Source organism: Cohnella sp. WQ 127256 (assembly GCF_024519285.1).
Classification (GTDB): domain Bacteria; phylum Bacillota; class Bacilli; order Paenibacillales; family Paenibacillaceae; genus Cohnella.
The window spans coordinates 35,202-53,699 of record NZ_JAMZCY010000003.1; the positions used below are offsets into that span (position 1 = coordinate 35,202).

The 18,498-nt window shown below is 44.6% G+C and carries 18 protein-coding genes; 17 read left to right on the forward strand and 1 reads right to left on the reverse strand.

Annotation, left to right across the window (positions count from 1 at the left end):
• The first annotated feature begins 154 nt into the window (after positions 1–154).
• The 8 genes from M1K58_RS10360 to M1K58_RS10395 all read left to right on the forward strand — a co-directional run bounded on the left by M1K58_RS10360 (position 155) and on the right by M1K58_RS10395 (position 7,580).
• Positions 155–991 carry an electron transfer flavoprotein subunit beta/FixA family protein gene (locus tag M1K58_RS10360; RefSeq protein ID WP_256759029.1) on the forward strand — a complete coding sequence of 279 codons (837 nt, stop codon included), beginning with the start codon at positions 155–157 and terminating at the stop codon, positions 989–991.
• The gene (locus M1K58_RS10365; RefSeq protein ID WP_256758776.1) at positions 988–2,022 is read left to right on the forward strand and encodes an electron transfer flavoprotein subunit alpha/FixB family protein; all 1,035 of its coding nucleotides are present in this window, start codon (positions 988–990) and stop codon (positions 2,020–2,022) included. Before M1K58_RS10360 ends, M1K58_RS10365 begins: the two co-directional genes overlap by 4 nt.
• Complete coding sequence (locus tag M1K58_RS10370) at positions 2,006–3,301, forward strand: FAD-dependent oxidoreductase (protein WP_256758777.1); 1,296 nt, start codon at positions 2,006–2,008, stop codon at positions 3,299–3,301. Before M1K58_RS10365 ends, M1K58_RS10370 begins: the two co-directional genes overlap by 17 nt.
• Positions 3,283–3,606: a ferredoxin family protein gene (locus tag M1K58_RS10375; RefSeq protein ID WP_372339148.1), complete on the forward strand. Its 324-nt coding sequence runs from the start codon at positions 3,283–3,285 to the stop codon at positions 3,604–3,606. Before M1K58_RS10370 ends, M1K58_RS10375 begins: the two co-directional genes overlap by 19 nt.
• A 17-nt stretch (positions 3,607–3,623) precedes the next feature.
• On the forward strand, positions 3,624–3,776 hold the full coding sequence (locus M1K58_RS10380) for a hypothetical protein (RefSeq protein WP_256758779.1): 153 nt from the start codon (positions 3,624–3,626) through the stop codon (positions 3,774–3,776).
• 181 nt (positions 3,777–3,957) lie between these two features.
• Positions 3,958–5,127 (forward strand): PQQ-dependent sugar dehydrogenase, encoded by a 1,170-nt coding sequence (locus tag M1K58_RS10385; RefSeq protein WP_256758780.1) that lies wholly within the window; start codon positions 3,958–3,960, stop codon positions 5,125–5,127.
• Between the two features lie 101 nt (positions 5,128–5,228).
• Complete coding sequence (locus M1K58_RS10390) at positions 5,229–6,080, forward strand: zinc ribbon domain-containing protein (protein WP_256758781.1); 852 nt, start codon at positions 5,229–5,231, stop codon at positions 6,078–6,080.
• Positions 6,081–6,113: 33 nt separating this feature from the next.
• Positions 6,114–7,580: a zinc ribbon domain-containing protein gene (locus M1K58_RS10395; RefSeq protein WP_256758782.1), complete on the forward strand. Its 1,467-nt coding sequence runs from the start codon at positions 6,114–6,116 to the stop codon at positions 7,578–7,580.
• Between the two features lie 46 nt (positions 7,581–7,626).
• On the opposite strand, the gene M1K58_RS10400 is transcribed toward M1K58_RS10395, so the two are convergent.
• Positions 7,627–8,565 (reverse strand): RluA family pseudouridine synthase, encoded by a 939-nt coding sequence (locus tag M1K58_RS10400; RefSeq protein ID WP_256758783.1) that lies wholly within the window; start codon positions 8,563–8,565, stop codon positions 7,627–7,629.
• Between the two features lie 199 nt (positions 8,566–8,764).
• On the opposite strand from M1K58_RS10400, the gene M1K58_RS10405 reads away from it, so the two are divergent.
• The 9 genes from M1K58_RS10405 to M1K58_RS10445 all read left to right on the forward strand — a co-directional run bounded on the left by M1K58_RS10405 (position 8,765) and on the right by M1K58_RS10445 (position 18,493).
• Positions 8,765–9,499, forward strand: coding sequence for a hypothetical protein (locus tag M1K58_RS10405; protein ID WP_256758784.1), 735 nt, complete (start codon positions 8,765–8,767; stop codon positions 9,497–9,499).
• Between the two features lie 29 nt (positions 9,500–9,528).
• The gene (locus M1K58_RS10410; protein ID WP_256758785.1) at positions 9,529–9,939 is read left to right on the forward strand and encodes a GntR family transcriptional regulator; all 411 of its coding nucleotides are present in this window, start codon (positions 9,529–9,531) and stop codon (positions 9,937–9,939) included.
• The gene (locus M1K58_RS10415; RefSeq protein WP_256758786.1) at positions 9,936–10,859 is read left to right on the forward strand and encodes an ATP-binding cassette domain-containing protein; all 924 of its coding nucleotides are present in this window, start codon (positions 9,936–9,938) and stop codon (positions 10,857–10,859) included. Before M1K58_RS10410 ends, M1K58_RS10415 begins: the two co-directional genes overlap by 4 nt.
• A complete protein-coding gene (locus tag M1K58_RS10420; protein ID WP_256758787.1) occupies positions 10,856–11,761 on the forward strand; it encodes an ABC transporter ATP-binding protein in 906 nt (301 codons plus the stop codon). The genes M1K58_RS10415 and M1K58_RS10420 overlap by 4 nt, the downstream gene beginning before the upstream one ends.
• The gene (locus tag M1K58_RS10425; RefSeq protein WP_256758788.1) at positions 11,754–13,019 is read left to right on the forward strand and encodes an ABC transporter permease; all 1,266 of its coding nucleotides are present in this window, start codon (positions 11,754–11,756) and stop codon (positions 13,017–13,019) included. The genes M1K58_RS10420 and M1K58_RS10425 overlap by 8 nt, the downstream gene beginning before the upstream one ends.
• 13 nt (positions 13,020–13,032) lie before the next feature.
• Entirely contained in the window at positions 13,033–13,260 is a 228-nt protein-coding gene (locus M1K58_RS10430; RefSeq protein ID WP_256758789.1) for a hypothetical protein, read from the forward strand.
• A gap of 351 nt (positions 13,261–13,611) precedes the next feature.
• On the forward strand, positions 13,612–15,405 hold the full coding sequence (locus M1K58_RS10435) for a sensor histidine kinase (protein ID WP_256758790.1): 1,794 nt from the start codon (positions 13,612–13,614) through the stop codon (positions 15,403–15,405).
• Entirely contained in the window at positions 15,398–16,996 is a 1,599-nt protein-coding gene (locus tag M1K58_RS10440; protein ID WP_256758791.1) for a response regulator, read from the forward strand. The genes M1K58_RS10435 and M1K58_RS10440 overlap by 8 nt, the downstream gene beginning before the upstream one ends.
• Before the next feature lie 159 nt (positions 16,997–17,155).
• Complete coding sequence (locus tag M1K58_RS10445; protein ID WP_256758792.1) at positions 17,156–18,493, forward strand: ABC transporter substrate-binding protein; 1,338 nt, start codon at positions 17,156–17,158, stop codon at positions 18,491–18,493.
• The last annotated feature ends 5 nt before the right edge of the window (positions 18,494–18,498 follow it).

Below are 18,498 nucleotides of genomic sequence, written 5' to 3' on the forward strand. Positions count from 1 at the left end.
GAGTTAAAGACATCTCTATAGGCATGGAGCCCCTACCTCGTAGGGGTTCTTTTTCATATGTCGGACAGACCAGTCATGTTATCGACTCTCGACTAATATAAATAGATTGAACGGTTGAACCGGGAATCCGGAAAGCAGGGAAAGGGTGAGTAGAATGCTACATATTGTCGCTTGTATTAAACAGGTACCGGATACGAAGATCATCAAGATGAATCCTAAGACGAATACGATGGACCGATCCAGCGCTCCGGCGATCCTGAATCCGTACGATTCGCATGCGGTGGAGGAAGCGGTTAGGCTTCGAGCCCGATATGGGGGGGTTGTATCGGTGCTTACGATGGGACCACCACCAGCGGTTAAAGCAATCCGGAAATGTATCGAGATCGGAGCGGACGAAGGGTATATGATCACAGACCGGGCGTTCGCCGGTGCAGATACATTGGCGACTAGCTACGCACTGACGAAAGCGCTAGAGAAGATCGGAGAGATTCGTCCTATTGACGTGATCATTTGTGGCAAAATGACAATCGACGGAGATACCGGCCAAGTCGGACCCGGAATCGCAAGGCGATTAGATATGCCGCCGCTGACATCAGTTAATAAAGTAGTCGAGATTAATCAAGCCGAAAGGTACACGATTATTCATAGGAAACTAGAGGATGGGCATGAGGTCATCCGTTCGACGTTACCTTGTCTATTCTCGGTAGAGAAAGACATCAACGATGTTCCCTATTCCACGTTACCGAATATGCTGCGTGCTGCACGTTATCAGCCACATATCTGGTCAGTGAGCGATCTAGGAGATATCGATAAAACGCAGCTGGGTCTGAAGGGTTCACCAACAATCGTTAGCTCAGTATGGGCGCCCCAAAAGCCACAGGGTGGAAAGCTGTTGGAAGGTGAGCCAGAGGAGCAAATCCGTCAGCTGTTGGATGTTTTGCTTGAGCGTAGGGAGCTGTTCGAAGTGAGCGCAGGAGGTGGGGCTTCTTGAATCACGAAGATTATCGCGGAATCTGGGTGTTCATCGAGGAGAAGAATGGAGCGGTTGCTCCAGTATCGCTAGAGCTCCTGGGTGCAGGAAGGCAACTTGCGGATAAAAGAAAAACAGAACTGGCTGGTATATTAATCGGAGACAATGTTCAAGCTCTCGTTCGGACTGCAATCGAGTATGGCGCGGACAAAGTATATGTATACGATGCCCCTATCTACCGCTTCTATCGGACGGAAACTTATATGAGGGCAATTCTTGCCTGTGTAGAAAAGTATAAACCGGAAATTCTGTTGTATGGAGCGACCTCAACGGGAAAAGATTTGGCGAGTGCAGTAGCTACGGACTTGCCAACAGGACTAACCGCTGACACGACACAGCTTGATGTGGAAGAGGATACGGGCTTGCTTCTCGCATCTCGACCCGCATTCGGTGGAAACATCATGGCGACGATATTATGTAAGAAATATCGCCCGCAGATGGCCACTGTACGTCCTAAAGTTATGAAAGCGCTCGCGCGAAATAAGGGAGCGACAGGCGAGCTCATCGAGGAAAGTATACCAATCAAGGAAGAGGATATTCGCACGAAGGTGCTTGAGATCGTTAGAACGACGGTGCAGCATGTCCGTATCGACGAAGCCGATATTATCGTGGCGGGTGGCAAAGGTCTTGGTGGACCGAAAGGCTTCCAAGTCATTCATCAGCTTGCTGAGACGTTGGGTGCAGCGGTGGGGGCGAGTCGAGATGTTGTGGAGGCAGGTTGGGTGCCGCATCATCATCAGGTCGGGCAGACGGGAGTGACGGTTACTCCGAAAATTTATTTTGCCATCGGAATATCCGGGGCCATTCAGCACATCGTTGGCATGCAGAACTCAGGTCTTATTATTGCGATTAACAAAGACCCGGCTGCTCCGATCTTCCAATCCTCCCATTATGGAATCGTAGGAGATGCTCTCACAATCGTGCCTATGCTTACCGAAGCTTTCAAATCCGCACTAGGAAGAAAGGAAGAGGTTGATGCCGGAAAAGTTTGATGCCATCGTCGTTGGAGCGGGACCTGCGGGAATTGCATGTGCTTATGAATTAGGTAAGGCAGGAGCGAAAGTGTTACTCATAGAACGAGGGGAATATCCTGGTTCTAAGAACGTAATGGGGGGTGTACTCTATCGTAAAATGATGGAGGAAATCATACCGGACTTTCACAAGGAGGCCCCCCTAGAGCGCCCGATCGTTGAACAGCGGTTCATGATGATGGATAAGACTTCGGCGGTTACCTTCTCCTACAAAGGGTTGGAATGGGCAACGGATCCCTTTAACAACTTCACTGTGCTTCGCGCTAAGTTTGATCAATGGTTTGCTTCCAAAGCGGTTGAGCAGGGAGCTCTGCTCATTAATGAAACAGTCGTGCTGGAATGCATTGTAGAGGATGGTAAGGTTGTTGGCGTTCGGACGGATCGACCAGATGGGGAGCTGCGAGCAGATGTTGTTGTTCTAGCGGATGGAGTGAACTCGCTATTAGCAAAGTCACTTGGCTTCCATAAGGAATTTCGTCCAGATGAAGTGGCTTTGGCAACGATGGAAATATTGAAGCTCGACAAGAAAATCATCGAAGATCGATTTAACCTGGAAGAAGGCCAAGGCTGTACGATTGAGCTGTTCGGAGATGCAACAAAAGGCATACTCGGGACAGGATTCTTGTATACGAATAAGGATACGCTTAGTATCGGCGTAGGCACGTTACTTTCCGGACTAATCAAGCATAAGATAAAGCCTTACGAACTCATGGAATATGTGAAAATGCATCCGATGATCCGCCCTTATATTCAGGGCGCTGAGCCGCAAGAGTATCTCGCGCATCTCATTCCTGAAGGCGGTTACCATTCGATGCCGAAGGTTGTAGCAGCGGGAGTCCTCGTTGTTGGAGATGCGGCGCAGCTTGTGAATGCCATACACCGTGAGGGCTCCAATATGGCAATGACCTCGGGGAGATTCGCTGCCGAGACAATCGTAGCAGCGATGGGTCGGGGGGATTTCTCCGAAGCTTCACTCGATGAGTACCGGAAGAAGCTGATGGGTAGCTTCGTGGGGCAGGATCTGAAGAAGTACAAGGACGCGACACATCATTTCGATAAGTTCCCACAATATTTCGAGCAATATATTCCTATGGTGAACCGTGCAGCTAGTCAGATGCTAACCGTGGATGGTTCCTCTAAACGAGAGAAGCAGAAGAAGATATGGAAAGAAATTGGCCCGGCGAAGAAGAAGCTCAAGATTGCTCGTGATCTACTTCGAGTATGGAAGGTGATGAAGTGATGAGCGAGCCACAGCCAGCTGCGAAGACAGCTAATATCGAGGAGAAGCAATATTTACTCCGGTTTAATGCCGATAATCAGTCCCACCTTCATGTTATGGATACAGAGGTTTGCATGACAAGCTGCCCCGATAAGATTTGCACCATATTTTGTCCGGCTGAAGTGTATAAATGGGAGGAAATCCGCATGCATGTCGGCTATGAGGGCTGTCATGAATGTGGGAGCTGTCGCATTGGCTGTCCACATCAGAATATCAAGTGGGTGTATCCAAAGGGTGGGCATGGTATCGTCTTTCGACTCGGGTGACAGGGGTGGGACGCAGGATGAAGGTTGGCGATCATGTCGTATATGTTCAGGATGGATCCAAAGGAATCATCATGGAAGTCCATGGTAACCTGTACCATATCGTATGGGAGGATCATTTTAGCAGCTGGGAATATGGGGAGAGGTTAACCCTAGTAGAAGCTTACCCGTGATTAATTGGCGGGTAAGCTTTTTTTCTTAACATTATAGAATGTATAGCATTTTGAAGGGAAAAATCGTATGTAGCCAAAGTGGGTCGCATACCGACTTAAACGATCTCCTGCCATCCCCAAGGACGGCGGGAGATCGTTTATGCTTGTATGTTATGATCAAAGATAAAGGGGGCTGTTATAAATGAGACGACTTGGATGGGTACTAACCGGTGTACTAATGATGGTAAGCGTCACTGCATGCTGGGGCTCAAAGGAGTCTACGACTTCTACGCAAACAACGCCAATAAGAGCAGAGCAGGATGGAATAGCTCTGGATCCTATTTTTGGACAAGAGCGTTTCGACATGCCCGTTGGGTTAGAGCACCGGATTGGCTATTCCGATATCGTTTACATTATAGAACAGCCGGGACGGATCGTAAGTAAGAATATTAAACAACCCACGGATAAGGCAGTGGTTGTTCTCGATATTACGGATCGTGTATCCGACGCAGAGAGTGAGCAAGGCTTACTTGGCTTGGCATTCCATCCACAACACCCGAACCAAGCCTATGTGAATTATACGACGGAGACCCACACGATTATCGCACGGTATGATGCTGATCCAGCGAGCCCCGGGTATCTAAATCCTTCAAGTGAACAAATCCTATTAACCTTTGAGCAGCCATTTCCGAACCACAATGGGGGTCAGCTGGCTTTTGGTCCGGATGGTTTCTTGTATATAGCGACCGGTGATGGTGGCAGTGGAGGCGACCCTCATAATAACAGCCAGAACCTTCAAAGCCTGCTAGGGAAAATACTTCGCATTGACGTAGATAACAAGTCAGAAGAACGTGAGTATGTGATACCCTCCGATAACCCTTTTATCGACGAGGGTATGTCTGAAATCTATGCTTACGGGCTGCGAAACCCTTGGCGGTTCAGCTTCGACGAGGTAACCGGTAACCTATGGGCGGCGGATGTCGGCCAGAATCGCTATGAAGAAATCAATCTTATAGAGAAGGGCAAAAACTATGGGTGGCGTATTCAGGAAGGAATGGAGTGCTTCAATCCTGAGGACGGATGTACGAAAGAAGGCTTAGAGCAGCCTCTATTTACATATGATCACGATCAAGGAATATCGATTACGGGAGGGTACGTCTACAGAGGCAAGCAACTGCCTAAGCTTATTGGCTCATATATCTATGCTGATTATGGAACGGGGCTAGTGTGGGCACTGCAACAACGCAAGGATGGAACAATAGAGAATAGAACCCTGCTGCAATCTGACGCCAATGTTACCTCCTTTGGTCGGGATTCGGAAGGTGAACTGTACATTTGTACACAGGAGGGTCAGGTTTTAAGAATATTTTAGGTGGTTAAGCATAGACGCATGTACTATTTCCTACTATAATACTTATGATTACTAGGGTATTATTTCTAGAATATAACAGTTTTATGGAGGATGAGTCGAGCGTGCAGTGTACTCAATGCGGTCAGATCAATCAGTCAGCGAAGTTTTGTGTGAAATGTGGGACTCAATTACAGGTGGCAGCAACATCAGAGACAGCTAGCAACAATTTTCCACCATCAACTAGCTCGGTACCCCAACCGCCTGTAAGTCATCAGCCATTACCGGTTCAACTTAGCAAATCAGTTGAGCAGCCAGCTGCTTCAGCCCAAATGAATCCACAGCTTCAACAGGTGAAGCAGGTGAGTAAACAATATCTCAACTACTTTCTTGAGGTACTGAAGAGTCCTATGAGGACAGGACAAAGCTCGAATGCCGGACATATGGTGAATGGACTGATCACCCTTATTTTATTTGCACTGATCTTACCTTTAATGGTCTACTTCCAGCTACGCGGGCAGGTTTCTCGTATAGGTTTCGGATTTGAAGATCATATTTCATTTGTTGATGTCGTGATTAAGCCATCATTCTTTTTGTTCATTATCGTCATGCTTGTGAATTCAATCATGTTCTTAGTGCTCAAGATAGGGAATGTGGGAGTGAGTTATCGTGAAGTCACAGCAAGGTTTGGAAGCTTCATGATTCCAGCCGTGGCTTTCTTCCTTGTCTCGCTATTGTTCTCCTTTATTAGCGACGGATCGGTTGTGATGGGGCTGTTAATTGGCTTGGGATTATTCTCGTGGCTTGTTGCGGTTTGCCTAGTCATCTTCAGCTTTAAGAAGGATCATACAAGTGGCATGGATGCTTTCTACGGTGTCATTATTACCTATGCCGCTTCTATTATATTAATCGCTCTTCTAGGAGAAGATATCGCTTCTACCTTATTTGGTAATTTAGAAAACTCTTTCTTTTTCTAATGAAATCGGAATACATAGTTAATAGATAGGAAGGTGAAAATCATCGCTACTTTACATTACTGTAAAGAGTGTGGGACGAGAATGGTAGGTGACTATTCCTTCTGTCCAGAATGCGGCAGTCCAGTTGAGCCTCGCGATTCGCAAGAGGTTCCAGCTCAGACTCCGGAAGCCGTCCCATCATCGCCTAATCAGCATTCGAGCACTGTCCATGCATTATCGAAGAAAGCTAAGATCATGATCGCTAGTGGGGTCGTAGTTGTCTTGCTGTTTGTCGGACTATATTTTCTAGGTAAGTATTTGACGGATGATCAGCGACTAATCGAACGTTTCGAGCAAACGGTAGACGGGGATAAGGCGGGCAAGCTATTCGATATGCTGTCAGCTTCCAATGAGGATATTCAATTCACCCAGAAGACAGCTGACGGAATTGTTGCCTACTTAAAGTCGAATAAGGCATCGTTGGAAGCCATTATTGAAGAATTGAATTCAGAGGCCGAGCAGCTTAACAAAGGCGATATGAAATCGTTCGAGAATGACCTCGATACCGCATTCATTTACTTACAAAAGAAGGACAAGAAGCGTTGGTTTATCTTTGAGGATTATGAATTAAAGCTCAAGCGTTATATGGTTCCGGTGCAAACGAACTTCGCAGGAGCTAAAATTCTCGTAGATGACAAAGAAGCGGTCACTACAGAGGAAGAGAACTCTGCGGTCGAGCTAGGTCCTTTCTTGCCGGGGGAGTATGAAATTAAGGCGATTTATGAAGGGGAATATACGACCTTAGAAAATGAGACGAAGATATCGCTCTTCCCGATGAAACGCGATAACAATTCGGTTGAGATTATCCTCGAAGGGGATTATGTCAATGTGAGCTCCAACAACAGTTATGCAAAAATATTTATTAACAATAAGGATATTAATCTAGCAGTAGGCGACGGGCAACGGATTGGTCCAATCGCAGTGGATGGCTCGAACAAAATAGTAGTAGAAGTTGCATTTCCATGGGGGAAGAAGCGAAGTGGAGAGCAAGTCTTAGATTCGGATCAAGTAGAGCTTAATGTTGAGGGAATTGATGATAAGCTCAAAGAGGATGTTATGGGCGTGACTCATGATTTTCTGTCGAGCTGGATGCAGTCGTTCCAGGCCCGTGAAAATCAACTTCGGCATGTTCACCCAGATAGATTAGGGGATTACACGGAGTATTTCACCGATATGGTAGTGAATAATGAGTCTTACATCGGTACGTTGAATAAGATGACATTTGATTTGGATAGCTTCAAAGTGAACCAATATGATGAAGCGGATTATTCGATTTCCGTTAAGGCAATGATTGATTATAGTGAAGTGTTCTACTACAAGGAATTCGATCCTAATCCTGTTCCGGTGGATGGCACTAACTATGAGGAATATCACCTCGTGTACGAAGATGGACAGTGGCTAGTTTCTGGATGGAGTAAAGTCAACGACTTTAGCACAGCTAATACTAAGGTGTACAAATAACAAAAGGCCGCCCTCGAAGAGAATTCTTCGAGGGCGGCCTTTGTCCTTATTTAGGATCTTCCTTGAATTGGCTCATGAATTGCTTAGGGACATCTGTCTCATAACGCATCACCTTGCCCGTGATCGGATGCTCGAAGGCAAGCACCCGGGCATGAAGGCCAAGTCTAGAGAAGGGCTTAGTCTTAGAGCCGTATTTCTTGTCGCTTGCGATTGGATGACCGATATCCTGCATGTGTACGCGAATTTGGTTTTTGCGACCGGTCTCAAGTTGGATTTCCACGAGAGAGTAGTTACGATTTGCGCGCAGCACTTTGTAGTGAGTCACTGCGTGTAGTCCATCATTTGGCGTGAGGCTGGAATACATCTTAAGTGTGGACGTTTCTTTCAACCAAGAGGTGATTGTGCCTTGGGTTTTCTTGACCAACCCTTCGACTAACGCGACGTACGTACGTTCCTTAACGACGTCCTTCCAGTTATCTTGCATCTTTTGCTGAATATTCTCGCTCTTAGCGAACATCATAACGCCCGAGGTATCTCTGTCTAAACGGTGTAACACAAAGATGCGGTTGTTTGGATTCGTAATTCGAACATGTGCGGTGAGCTGTCGGTAAGCTGTTAACTCGGTTTCTTTATCGGTTGCAATGGATAACAATCCAGCATCCTTGTTAATGACGATAAGCGCATCATCCTCATAGAGGATCTTAATGCCCGCTAATGGAGGGGCAATCGTTGTACGATCTTTGCGCACGGTAACGACTTGTCCAGCCTTAAGCGGATGGTTATACAGCTTCTCGACCCGGTCGTCGACAGCAACTTGTCCATGAGCTAGCAAGGATTTAATGGAATTCCGTCCTTGAGGAGAGAGCTTATCCAGAAGGAAAAGCAACAGCTCGCTCTTTTCCGTTACCTTGAATTGCTTCGGTGGTGTTTGATTCCTGTTTAATGCCCCGATATGTGGACGGGGTGCTTTATTTCCTTTTTTCATAGAGAATCTATCGTTCCTTTCGGTATCGCGTGCATAATGATGGTGGGTCAAGTATACCTTATTTAGCTACACTAATGAAATTAACGAATAAGAATTCGTTTGTATATTTTTTCCTAGAATGACTTGACGACACTGTGATCACCTTGTATAGTGTGTATGAGGATATACACACATAAACACTGAACCGGAGGAAACAGTCATGACCCAGGGGCAAGCAGTAAGGCATATCGGGGCATACATGTGGAAGAGGGAAAGGCTAGGTATCTTTTTCACTCTATTATTCGCGCTTTACATAGCATCAGTAATCAGCTTCAGCATTAATGGAGTATGGGCACAGGATGGGGAACCGTTCCCCCGATTTTTCTACATCGTTATTGATAGCATGTACTTAATTATGTTTCCGGTGTTCGGCCTGGTGATGAACAAGTCGGCAATGGGAATGTGGAAGGGTGACAGCTACTCCAAACGACTTGCCCAGTGGCGTGTCATGCCTGTTCCTCTTAAAGCAATCGTGCAAGCGAGGTTCCTGCAAAGTGCGATCACATTGCCAATCATCGGTACATTGTTTCTCCTGCTACAGTATTTGCTTGCTCCTAACCTTAGGGAAATGGTATCACCGCTACAATGGGTGGAGAGTGGAATCATCTGGGGATGCTATGCTTTTGCAATCAATATTGTATTCGCTTGGTGTGAACTTGGATTTGATGGTAAAAGATACGTACAGTTTTATTTGGGGTTCATGATCTTCATGACGATTGTGTCCATTCTATTGGTTTGGCAAGGTGTTTTCCTCTTTCAAGGCGTGCTAGAGATTATTAAAGAAGGTCACGGCGTGTTCTTAATTATAGGATTGATGATTGTAGCAGCAATCGTAACTTGGATGGGCTTTCGAGCTACGATAAGTCGGATAAGGGCAAGATCGATGACTTTATAAATAACTGTAAGTAGAAGCGAGGTGAGCTTGTGTGGCTGCCGATACGCATAGATGAACAACGTCCTGAACCACTCTATCATCAAATAGAAGTGCAGCTTCGGGGGCTCATATTCGGCGGACAACTCACGGAAGGCACGTTGCTTCCTTCGATCCGGGAACTGGCGGTTTCACTGAAGTGTAGTGCAATAACCGTTAGAAGAGTGTATCAGGATTTGGAAAGTGAAGGGTTGATCCGAACAAGGCAAGGAACGGGGACATTCGTCGCAAGAGTGGATGCAATCGTCAAGGATGAACATCGGTTGGAGCGTGCTGCTGAAGAGCTTGAACAAGCGATAGAGGCAGGAATACAGCTTCATTGTAGTATAGAGGAGCTTCAAACGATTTTCCACGAGATCATGGTTCGGAGAAAAGAGGAAACGGGCAAGGAGGAATTAATATGACAATGATGGATACAGAAATTGCGATCTCATTGCGAGGAGTTAAGCTTCAGCAAGACAAATTCACACTCGGTCCACTTCATTGCAATATTCCTCGGGGAATGATCACAGCGATCGTTGGACCGAACGGCTCGGGGAAGAGCACCTTGTTCCGAACACTCCTAGGGCTGGAGCAGGTGCGAGAGGGAGAGGTTGATGTTCTTGGAACGTGTCTCAGCGGACAGCATGATGAAGGCTATAAAACAAGAATCGGATTTCTTGCTGAGAATCCACATGCCCATGAGAACCATTTTACTGCAGATGAGAAGGCTCATTTTGCCTCCCTCTGGTATCCAAGCTGGGATTGGGAGCGATATCGTAAGCTGATGAGACATTTCGATGTGGACGGCAGCATGAAATTATCCAAGCTGTCTAAAGGAATGCGTCGCAAAGCTGAGCTCTCCATCACAATGGCACATGATCCTGAGCTGTTATTGCTGGATGAACCTTCATCGGGACTTGATCCGTTTGCTTGGAAGACGATGCTAGAGGAGCTCACGCGCTACATGGAGCCAGGTGATCGGACTCTTATTCTATCGACTCATATTATGGAAGAAATCCGGCGTTTAGCCGATTACATATTGTTTATCTATCGTGGTCGTATTCTTGGATTATTTGAGAAAGATCGATTGATAGACGATTGGAGAATGCTAGTTATACAACAGTCATCTACGATGCATTCTAACGTCGAGCTGTTGCAGCAGACGCCTGGTTTGCAGGGCCTAGCAGAGTCTGGTCCGGGCTTGTATCGTCTGGAGGTTAATGACCCTGAGCAAGGGGAAGCGTATTGCCGTTCTTGCGGATTCCAGATACTGGCTGTCCAGCGCATGGAATTAGAAGATATATTAAGCTGTTTAATTCGGAAGGAGGAAGCTAGACGATGAACTCTCTTAAAGTAGATAACATTATCAAAAACTATGGTGACAAGACGGCCGTAAACGGCCTAAGCTTCGAGGTAGCTGAGGGAGAAATTTATGGCTTGCTCGGTGCCAACGGTGCAGGTAAAACAACGACTATGCGTATGATATTAGGACTAATTTTACCGGATAAGGGTGATATTCGTTACCTAGGTAAAGGCTACGGTCAGGAGCAGCTTAGCATGCTCGGATATTTGCCGGAGGAGCGGGGGATGTATCCGAAGATCAAAGTAAGCGATCAGATCATCTATTTGGCTCAGCTCCGTGGAATGTCTCGCAAGGATGCCGACCAGAACTTGAAGAGATGGCTGGAGAAATTCCAAGTGCCTGAATATTACAACAAGAAGGTCGAAGAGCTATCCAAAGGGAATCAGCAGAAGATTCAATTTATTGCCGCAGTCATCCATAATCCTAAAATCCTTATTCTTGATGAAGCATTTAGTGGACTTGACCCTGTTAACGTGGAGCTATTGAAGTCTACCGTCAAGGAGCTTCGTGATGCGGGAACGAGTATCGTATTCTCCACCCACCGTATGGAGCACGTTGAAGAGCTGTGCCGGAACATCACGATCATGCACAAGTCGAATCCGGTTCTACAAGGACCTATCAAGGACATTAAGAAGAAGTTCCCTCAGGAGCGAGTTATTGTTGCATCCGAAGGGGGATTGAATGGCCTGGAGTCCATAACGGGAGTTAATCAGGTTATCCGTCACGAGCATGGCGGCTATGAATTAAAGGTAAGCGCTCCTGAAGTCGGGCAGCTCGTGTTGCATCATGCATTAGCGCAAGGTCCGATTACACGCTTCGAGGTATTGGAACCCACGTTGAATGAAATTTTTATTAAGACGGTAGGTGAGAGCCATGAATAATAGCTTATGGACAGTAATGGTATTTACAATGCGCAACAAGATTCGTAGCAAATCATTCATTATTATGACAGCGGTTCTTGCAGTTTTACTTATTGTTGCAGGTAACGTTCCCTACTTGATCGACAAGCTAGGTGGCGGGGACAAAGCATCAAGAGTGGGTTACGCAGAAGGTCAGCAGCCACAAATCGTACAAGGGCTCAAGGACTATTACGCCCAATTGCCAGAGCCTAATGTTGAGCTAGTGTCCGTAGCTTCGGATGCTGAACTGAAAAATGCGTTAGAAAACGGAGACGTTAAAGGGTATCTGACATTCACAGATGATCCAGCAGTAGGATTCCCGAAAGCGGTCTACAACTCGAAGAGTGCATTTGAGGGTGGAACAACATCATCCTTAACCGCGGCGCTTCAGTATATCAAATTCGATATCATCAGCAAGGATGCTGGACTTAGCGATGCTCAGAAGGAGCAGCTATTTGCGCCAGTGCAATTGAGTACAGAGAAGGTTAGCTTCTCGGATGAAGAGGGTAAGACGGAGGAACAGCAAGGCATGGCCATCGGTCTGACTTACGCAATGATTATCCTGTTATTCATGGCTGTTATGATCAGTGGGCAATTAATCGCTACCGAGATCACAGCGGAGAAGAGCTCCCGCGTCATGGAAATCATCGTGACGAGTGTATCTCCACTAAAGCAGATGTGGGGTAAGATCCTCGGAACGTTCATTGTCGCCATGCTTCAGCTCATTGTACTTATTGGAGCTTTTGTCATCAACTTGACGATGCCTCAGAACAAGGATTCGTTAAGCAATCTTGGAATCGATCTGAGCTCTATTGATCCGGTTCTACTGGTCTATGCGATTTTCTTCTACTTGGCAGGATTCTTCTTGTACGCAACGTTGTTCGCAGCGGTTGGCTCCATCGTGAGCCGCACTGAAGATCTAGGTCAAGCGCTACTGCCGATTACAATGATTACGCTTGTTGGATTCTACATCGCGATGTTCGGTTTGAACCAACCTGACAGCACCTTAATACTAGTGTGCCAATACATTCCATTCTTCTCACCGTTCATCATGTTCTTACGGATCGGATTGGCGGAACCGGCTTGGTGGGAAATCGCTCTATCCGTTGGCGCCTTGATCGTTACGATCCTCGCTATCGGCTGGCTTTCCGCGAAGATCTACCGTGTGGGCGTACTGATGTATGGTAAGCGTCCTTCGGTTAAAGAGATTATCAAAGCGATGAAAGCTTATAAAATCTAGAGGAGTGGTTGAGATGAAGATGACAATGACAATGTCAATGTCTAAAATGTCTACGAAACAGATCCAGTTCATACATTTAGTAACCTCGCTAGCTTTTGTGACCTTTCTCATCTTAAGTCAGACCCATAATCAGGTGCCAGATTTCGTTCGAGGTATCGTCGCGGGTGTGAGTTTCGGCGGTTCAGTGTTTGTACTGCTAAACTTTAAGCTGTTGAAAGCGGCGATGAGTAAGAAATCATAAGGTTGGATATGAAATAAAAAAAATAAAAGAGAACCTTGATGGCCAGATACTTGGGTCTATCGAGGTTCTTTGCTCATTGTCTCGTTTTTTTCTAAACTGTCTCGATCTGTACATTGGTAAGTGAAAAGGCAATAATTATAATAGATATACGTTACCGCGTAACTACAAACTACCAGACAAGAATGGAACTTTGGAAATAAATATAGATAAAAATAGTCATAGACAGGGGTGCGGCATTCAAGCTGCACCCCATGTTTCCCAATATCGAACAACTTAAGAATCGTTTTGAAGAATGCAGGATAGGATATAATCGGTTATAGGATCCGATACGGAGAAAGGACTCGAAGCCGAATGTCACATAGGGCTTTTCACTCGCTGCTAATACGTCAAAAAATAATTGTCGTATTTATACCGCTCATTATTGTTCCGCTTTTTATACTCGGATATTTTACAAGCGATTTATTTACGAATTCTTTGGTAGAGAAAACCAAACAGAATGTAATTAATGAATCGACTTTGATATTAACGCGATTGGATACGATGATTAAGAATGCCGAAGGCGGAGCGAATGTAATGATGACGGATATCAATCACATTTATTCGAGCCTTCCTAATATAAGTAACCCACTGCAAGAAAAAATGTTAAATAGCCAAATGCAGACACAGTTTAGCATTAGTCTGCTAAATTTTCCCGATATCGATTCGGCTGCGTTTATTGATTCTTCAAATCAATTATTTGTCTCCTACAGCCCGATAAAAAATAACGACAAAATGATTTCGGAGAGTGCCCTAGTAAAGCAAGTAAATGAAAAGCCCGGTTATGGGATGAACTATTGGTTTCCAATGGAGTATCGCGATTATGTAGTTACTAGATACGATGAACCCGTGTTGTCCATCGGGAAAAAGATCCTGGAACTTGAATCAGGCTTGCCATTCGGCACTCTAATCGTGAATTTGAAAGAAAGCTCTATATCGAATATTTTTGCGAAAGTAAATGCTGAATTTGGCATTGGTAGTAAATTCGTCATTTTGGATAGCGGAGGCAGGGTCATCTCGTCGCTTGATAAAGGAGAACTATTGTTTCCGTTACAGGATGAGCCTTTAAGAGAGCTTGTCTTATCGAAAGGCTCATTTTCTAAGATTATGGACACCAATTCGGGAAATAACTTGATCACAAGCGTTGTGTACGAAAAAATGGGATGGCGGCTAGTGAATATTGTACCCGTAAATCAGATTACGAAAGATATTAAGAAAAACGGGATGTTAACCCTATTAATTGGAGTGATTTGTTTACTCTTCGCCTTATTGGGTGCGGGAATGCTTTCGAAAGTGATTGTTAATCCCTTGATTAAATTGACGAAGGCGATGAGGAGAGTTAAAGAGGGCGATTTAAACACAGTCGCTCCAATTGATACACCTGATGAAGCTGGATTAATGGCTTCGGTGTTTAATTCGATGGTAACACGAATAAAGGAGCTTTTACTCCAAGTAGAAGCGGACCAAATCAAGAAAAAGGAGATTGAATTGGCGCTCATCCATTCTCAGATCAAACCTCATTTCCTTTATAACACGCTAGATTTAATTTATGTTTTGAATGATATGAACAAGCATCATGAAGCTAGAGACGCGACAAAGGCTTTAGCGGATTTTTACAGGGTTGCGCTTAGTAAAGGTAGCGAAATCATTTCAATTGGGGAAGAGCTTAAAAATGCTCGTGATTATTTAGCAATTCAGAGTATACGCTACTCGGATGTATTCGATTTTAAACTGCAAATAGACCATGAAGTACATTTCTATGAGATACCAAAATTAACTTTGCAGCCTATACTCGAGAATGCGATTTATCACGGCTTAAAGCTGAAAGACATTAAGGGCTCCATATGGATTACGGGATATAAAGAAGATAACTTTATTTTCATTCACATTGAAGATGATGGCGTGGGCATTGCCGAGGATAAACAAGAAAATATTCGGAGACAGTATTCTTATCATGATAAACCTGCTTCATTCGGCATGTTTAGCGTGCATGAACGTATACGATTGCACTTTGGCGAAGCGTACGGGATTTCCATCGAGAGTAAAGAAGGGACAGGTACAAAGGTCACAGTTAAAGTACCGGCAAGGGGGAGAGATACTTTTGTTTAAGGTTATGATTGTGGACGACGAAGCGTTATTCCGGCAACACATGAGAGAGCGGATAGATTGGGAGAGCATTGGATTAACCATAAGTTGCGAGGCGAATAACGGGATTGTTGCGATAGAGCAGGCGAAACAAAATAGACCTGATCTCGCTTTAGTTGATATCAGTATGCCTCATATGGATGGTTTAGAGCTTGCGGAGCAGTTAAAACAAAAGTATCCAAAGATGTTTATTATTCTAGTTACCGGTCACAATGAATTTGAGTATGCTAGGAAAGCGATGCGTATTGGCGTATCGGATTATCTATTAAAGCCGTTTGACAACGATGAATTTATGGTTGCGCTTCAAAAAGCGAAAAGTTTTATTGAAAGTTCGCGAGAAGAAAATGAACTCCCTAATAATTATGTGCCGCTTCTGCGCGAAAGTTTTTTAAATAATTTAATCGGACGGGATTTAGTAACGAGTCAAGAACAAATAGAGCTTTCCTTAAGACGATTTCACATGCCAATTCCTCCGTTGGCATTCCGAGTTGTTGTTACGGAAATTGACCATTTGTACGAAAAGTGGAGTAATCCTAGCGAGATCATTCTTTGGAAGCATACAGTCGCAAATATGCTTCAGGATTTAATCAAAATTGAGGGCGTCAAATACGTTTTCAACGATTCGGAAGGCCATATTGTTTCGGTGTTAGGATTCCAACATAAGCAAGATCTTGCTACTTATAATGGCTATGCTTTTGAAAAACTTGGACGACTTGTCGAAAGACATTTTAAATTCACCGTCACGGTAGGGTTCGGAAGCAAGGGTTACGGATACAAGCATTTGCACCGTTCGTATCGTGAAGCTTTATTATGTGTTCAAAACAAACTGACGGCAGGCCAAGGCAATCTGATCTGGTACGATCAGCTAAATAATAGACCCGAAAAATTCAACTTTTTCCCGATTGATCTTCATGAATCACTAATCTTTCAGTTGCGAGCAAAAGATTGGGTCGGTGTTAAGGAAGCGCTGGAGTCGGCATTCTCCTATCTGTCTAAAGACGGGGTAACCCTGGAAAGCGCACATACCATTATGTTTGGTCTAATATCGGTGTGCTTATCGTTCACCATTGAATCCGGATATTCGATTGAGGATATGTTTGGAACTGGTTTTTCGCCGGGTCAGCACATGCAAAAGTTAAGTTCGATTCAACAAGCGGAAAGCTGGATTGTCAGCCTATTCGAAAAGGTAGCTAAAGCCTCATCAGGTCCTAGATTGTCAAAATCTCTTAAACTATACAATGCTACTCGCTCTTATATTCAGGAGCATTACATTAATTCCGAATTATCGGTTGAGGGCATAGCGACCCATTTTTTTATTGACTCAAGTTATTTACGGAAAATTTTCAGGCGAGAGGGTGAAATCTCAGTTTCAGACTATATTACTTATGTGCGTATGCAAAAAGCAAAAGAACTCATTGGCGGAGGGGCCGTGAAACTTCTCGGCGTTTCCGATCTTGTCGGTTATAACGATCCTAATTATTTTAGTAAGTGTTTCAAAAAACAGTTCGGATTAACGCCTTCGGAATACGAAAATCGGTTAGCCATAAATCGATAAAGAAGCCGCCAACAGGCGGCTTTTTTATAAGGAAGAAACTTAGGAAATGGCGCGATTTTTGCAGATAGGTCGCGATCGTTACATTCCGTCCACATCCGAGCCTATATATAATAAAGAAGTCAAATACTATGCTTTAACATCCGGGCAGGGGGGAACACTTTGAAGAAAAAAAAGGTAAATATCTTTGTGGCTATGACGATTTTCGCTCTTACTTTATCCGCATGTGCTAAGGACAATAATGCAAATATTGTTCCGAATGAAACATCAAGCGGTACTGCGGTGGCTTCAGCGGCTGGTGAATCGAATGAGATAACCAAGCTAAAAGTCTATCTGAAATACTTCGATGATGACACTAAAAAGCCTTATGATTATGCAGTTGCCGAACTAAAAAAGGCTATGCCGAACGTCGAACTGGTTCTTGATCCATGGCAACAAGATAACTTTCAAAAATTAAAAACTTATGCGGCTACAGGGAATATGCCTGATATCTTCGATGCTGATTACGGTCTCATTAAAGCTTTCGCGGAATCGAAAAATATTGAAATCCTTGACGACGCACAGGCAACTAAAGATCTACTAGCTGATTTTAACCCTGGATACGAAAAATCATTGACTGCTGCCGATGGTCATACCTACGCTTATTCAGCAACGGGTACAGGCTTTCAGATTCTGTATTACAATAAGAAATTGTTTGCGGAAGCCGGTGTGAATGCGCCAATTAAAACTTACGATGAGTGGAATGCGGCGATCAAGAAATTCAAAGCTAAAGGCATTGCTCCGATGGCAATCTTCGCCAAGGAGAAATGGATAACGAATTCGTTTTACAAAGGGTTAGTTACCCGCGAGCAACCGGAAGGCTACTACCCGTTGGAGCAAAAAGGGCTATTCGAGCTGCCGGAACCTTACAAGCTTGCTTCTAAACAGTTTGAAGAGTTGAAGCAGGCCGGACTATTCGATCCTAACGCGACCAACACCAATTACGATCAGGCTTCATCTATATTCTATACTGGTAAAGCTGCGATGTTTGTAAACGGTCAATGGGAAATATATGCTGCGACCGAAAACTTAGGCGACGATGTAGATTGGATGTACTGGCCGGCAAAAGACGAAGAAACCTACGAGAACATGAAATATTTTCTAAATGGCGCTCCTGCCCCAGGAGGATTCGCTGTTGCTCCAACGAGCAAGCATAAAGAGTTAGCTATTGAGGTTGCGGCATTCATGGCAAGAAAATATGCGGAGTACCAGTATTTGCAAAAGGCGAATCCGATTGTATCGCTGAAAATCGATCAGCCTATATCGGTAACGCCTCCTCCGATGATGCAACGTATTATCGACGAGATTCTACCTAACATTAAAGGGTATGCAAAGTTTAACGAAAGTACTGAATTAAATAACGCTCTTGATGACAATACTCAGAATTTAGCTGTAAAAGGATTTGGCAATAAACAATTCGATGAGAATATGGAGAGAATTCTAAAGAAAATCAATCAATAAAAACG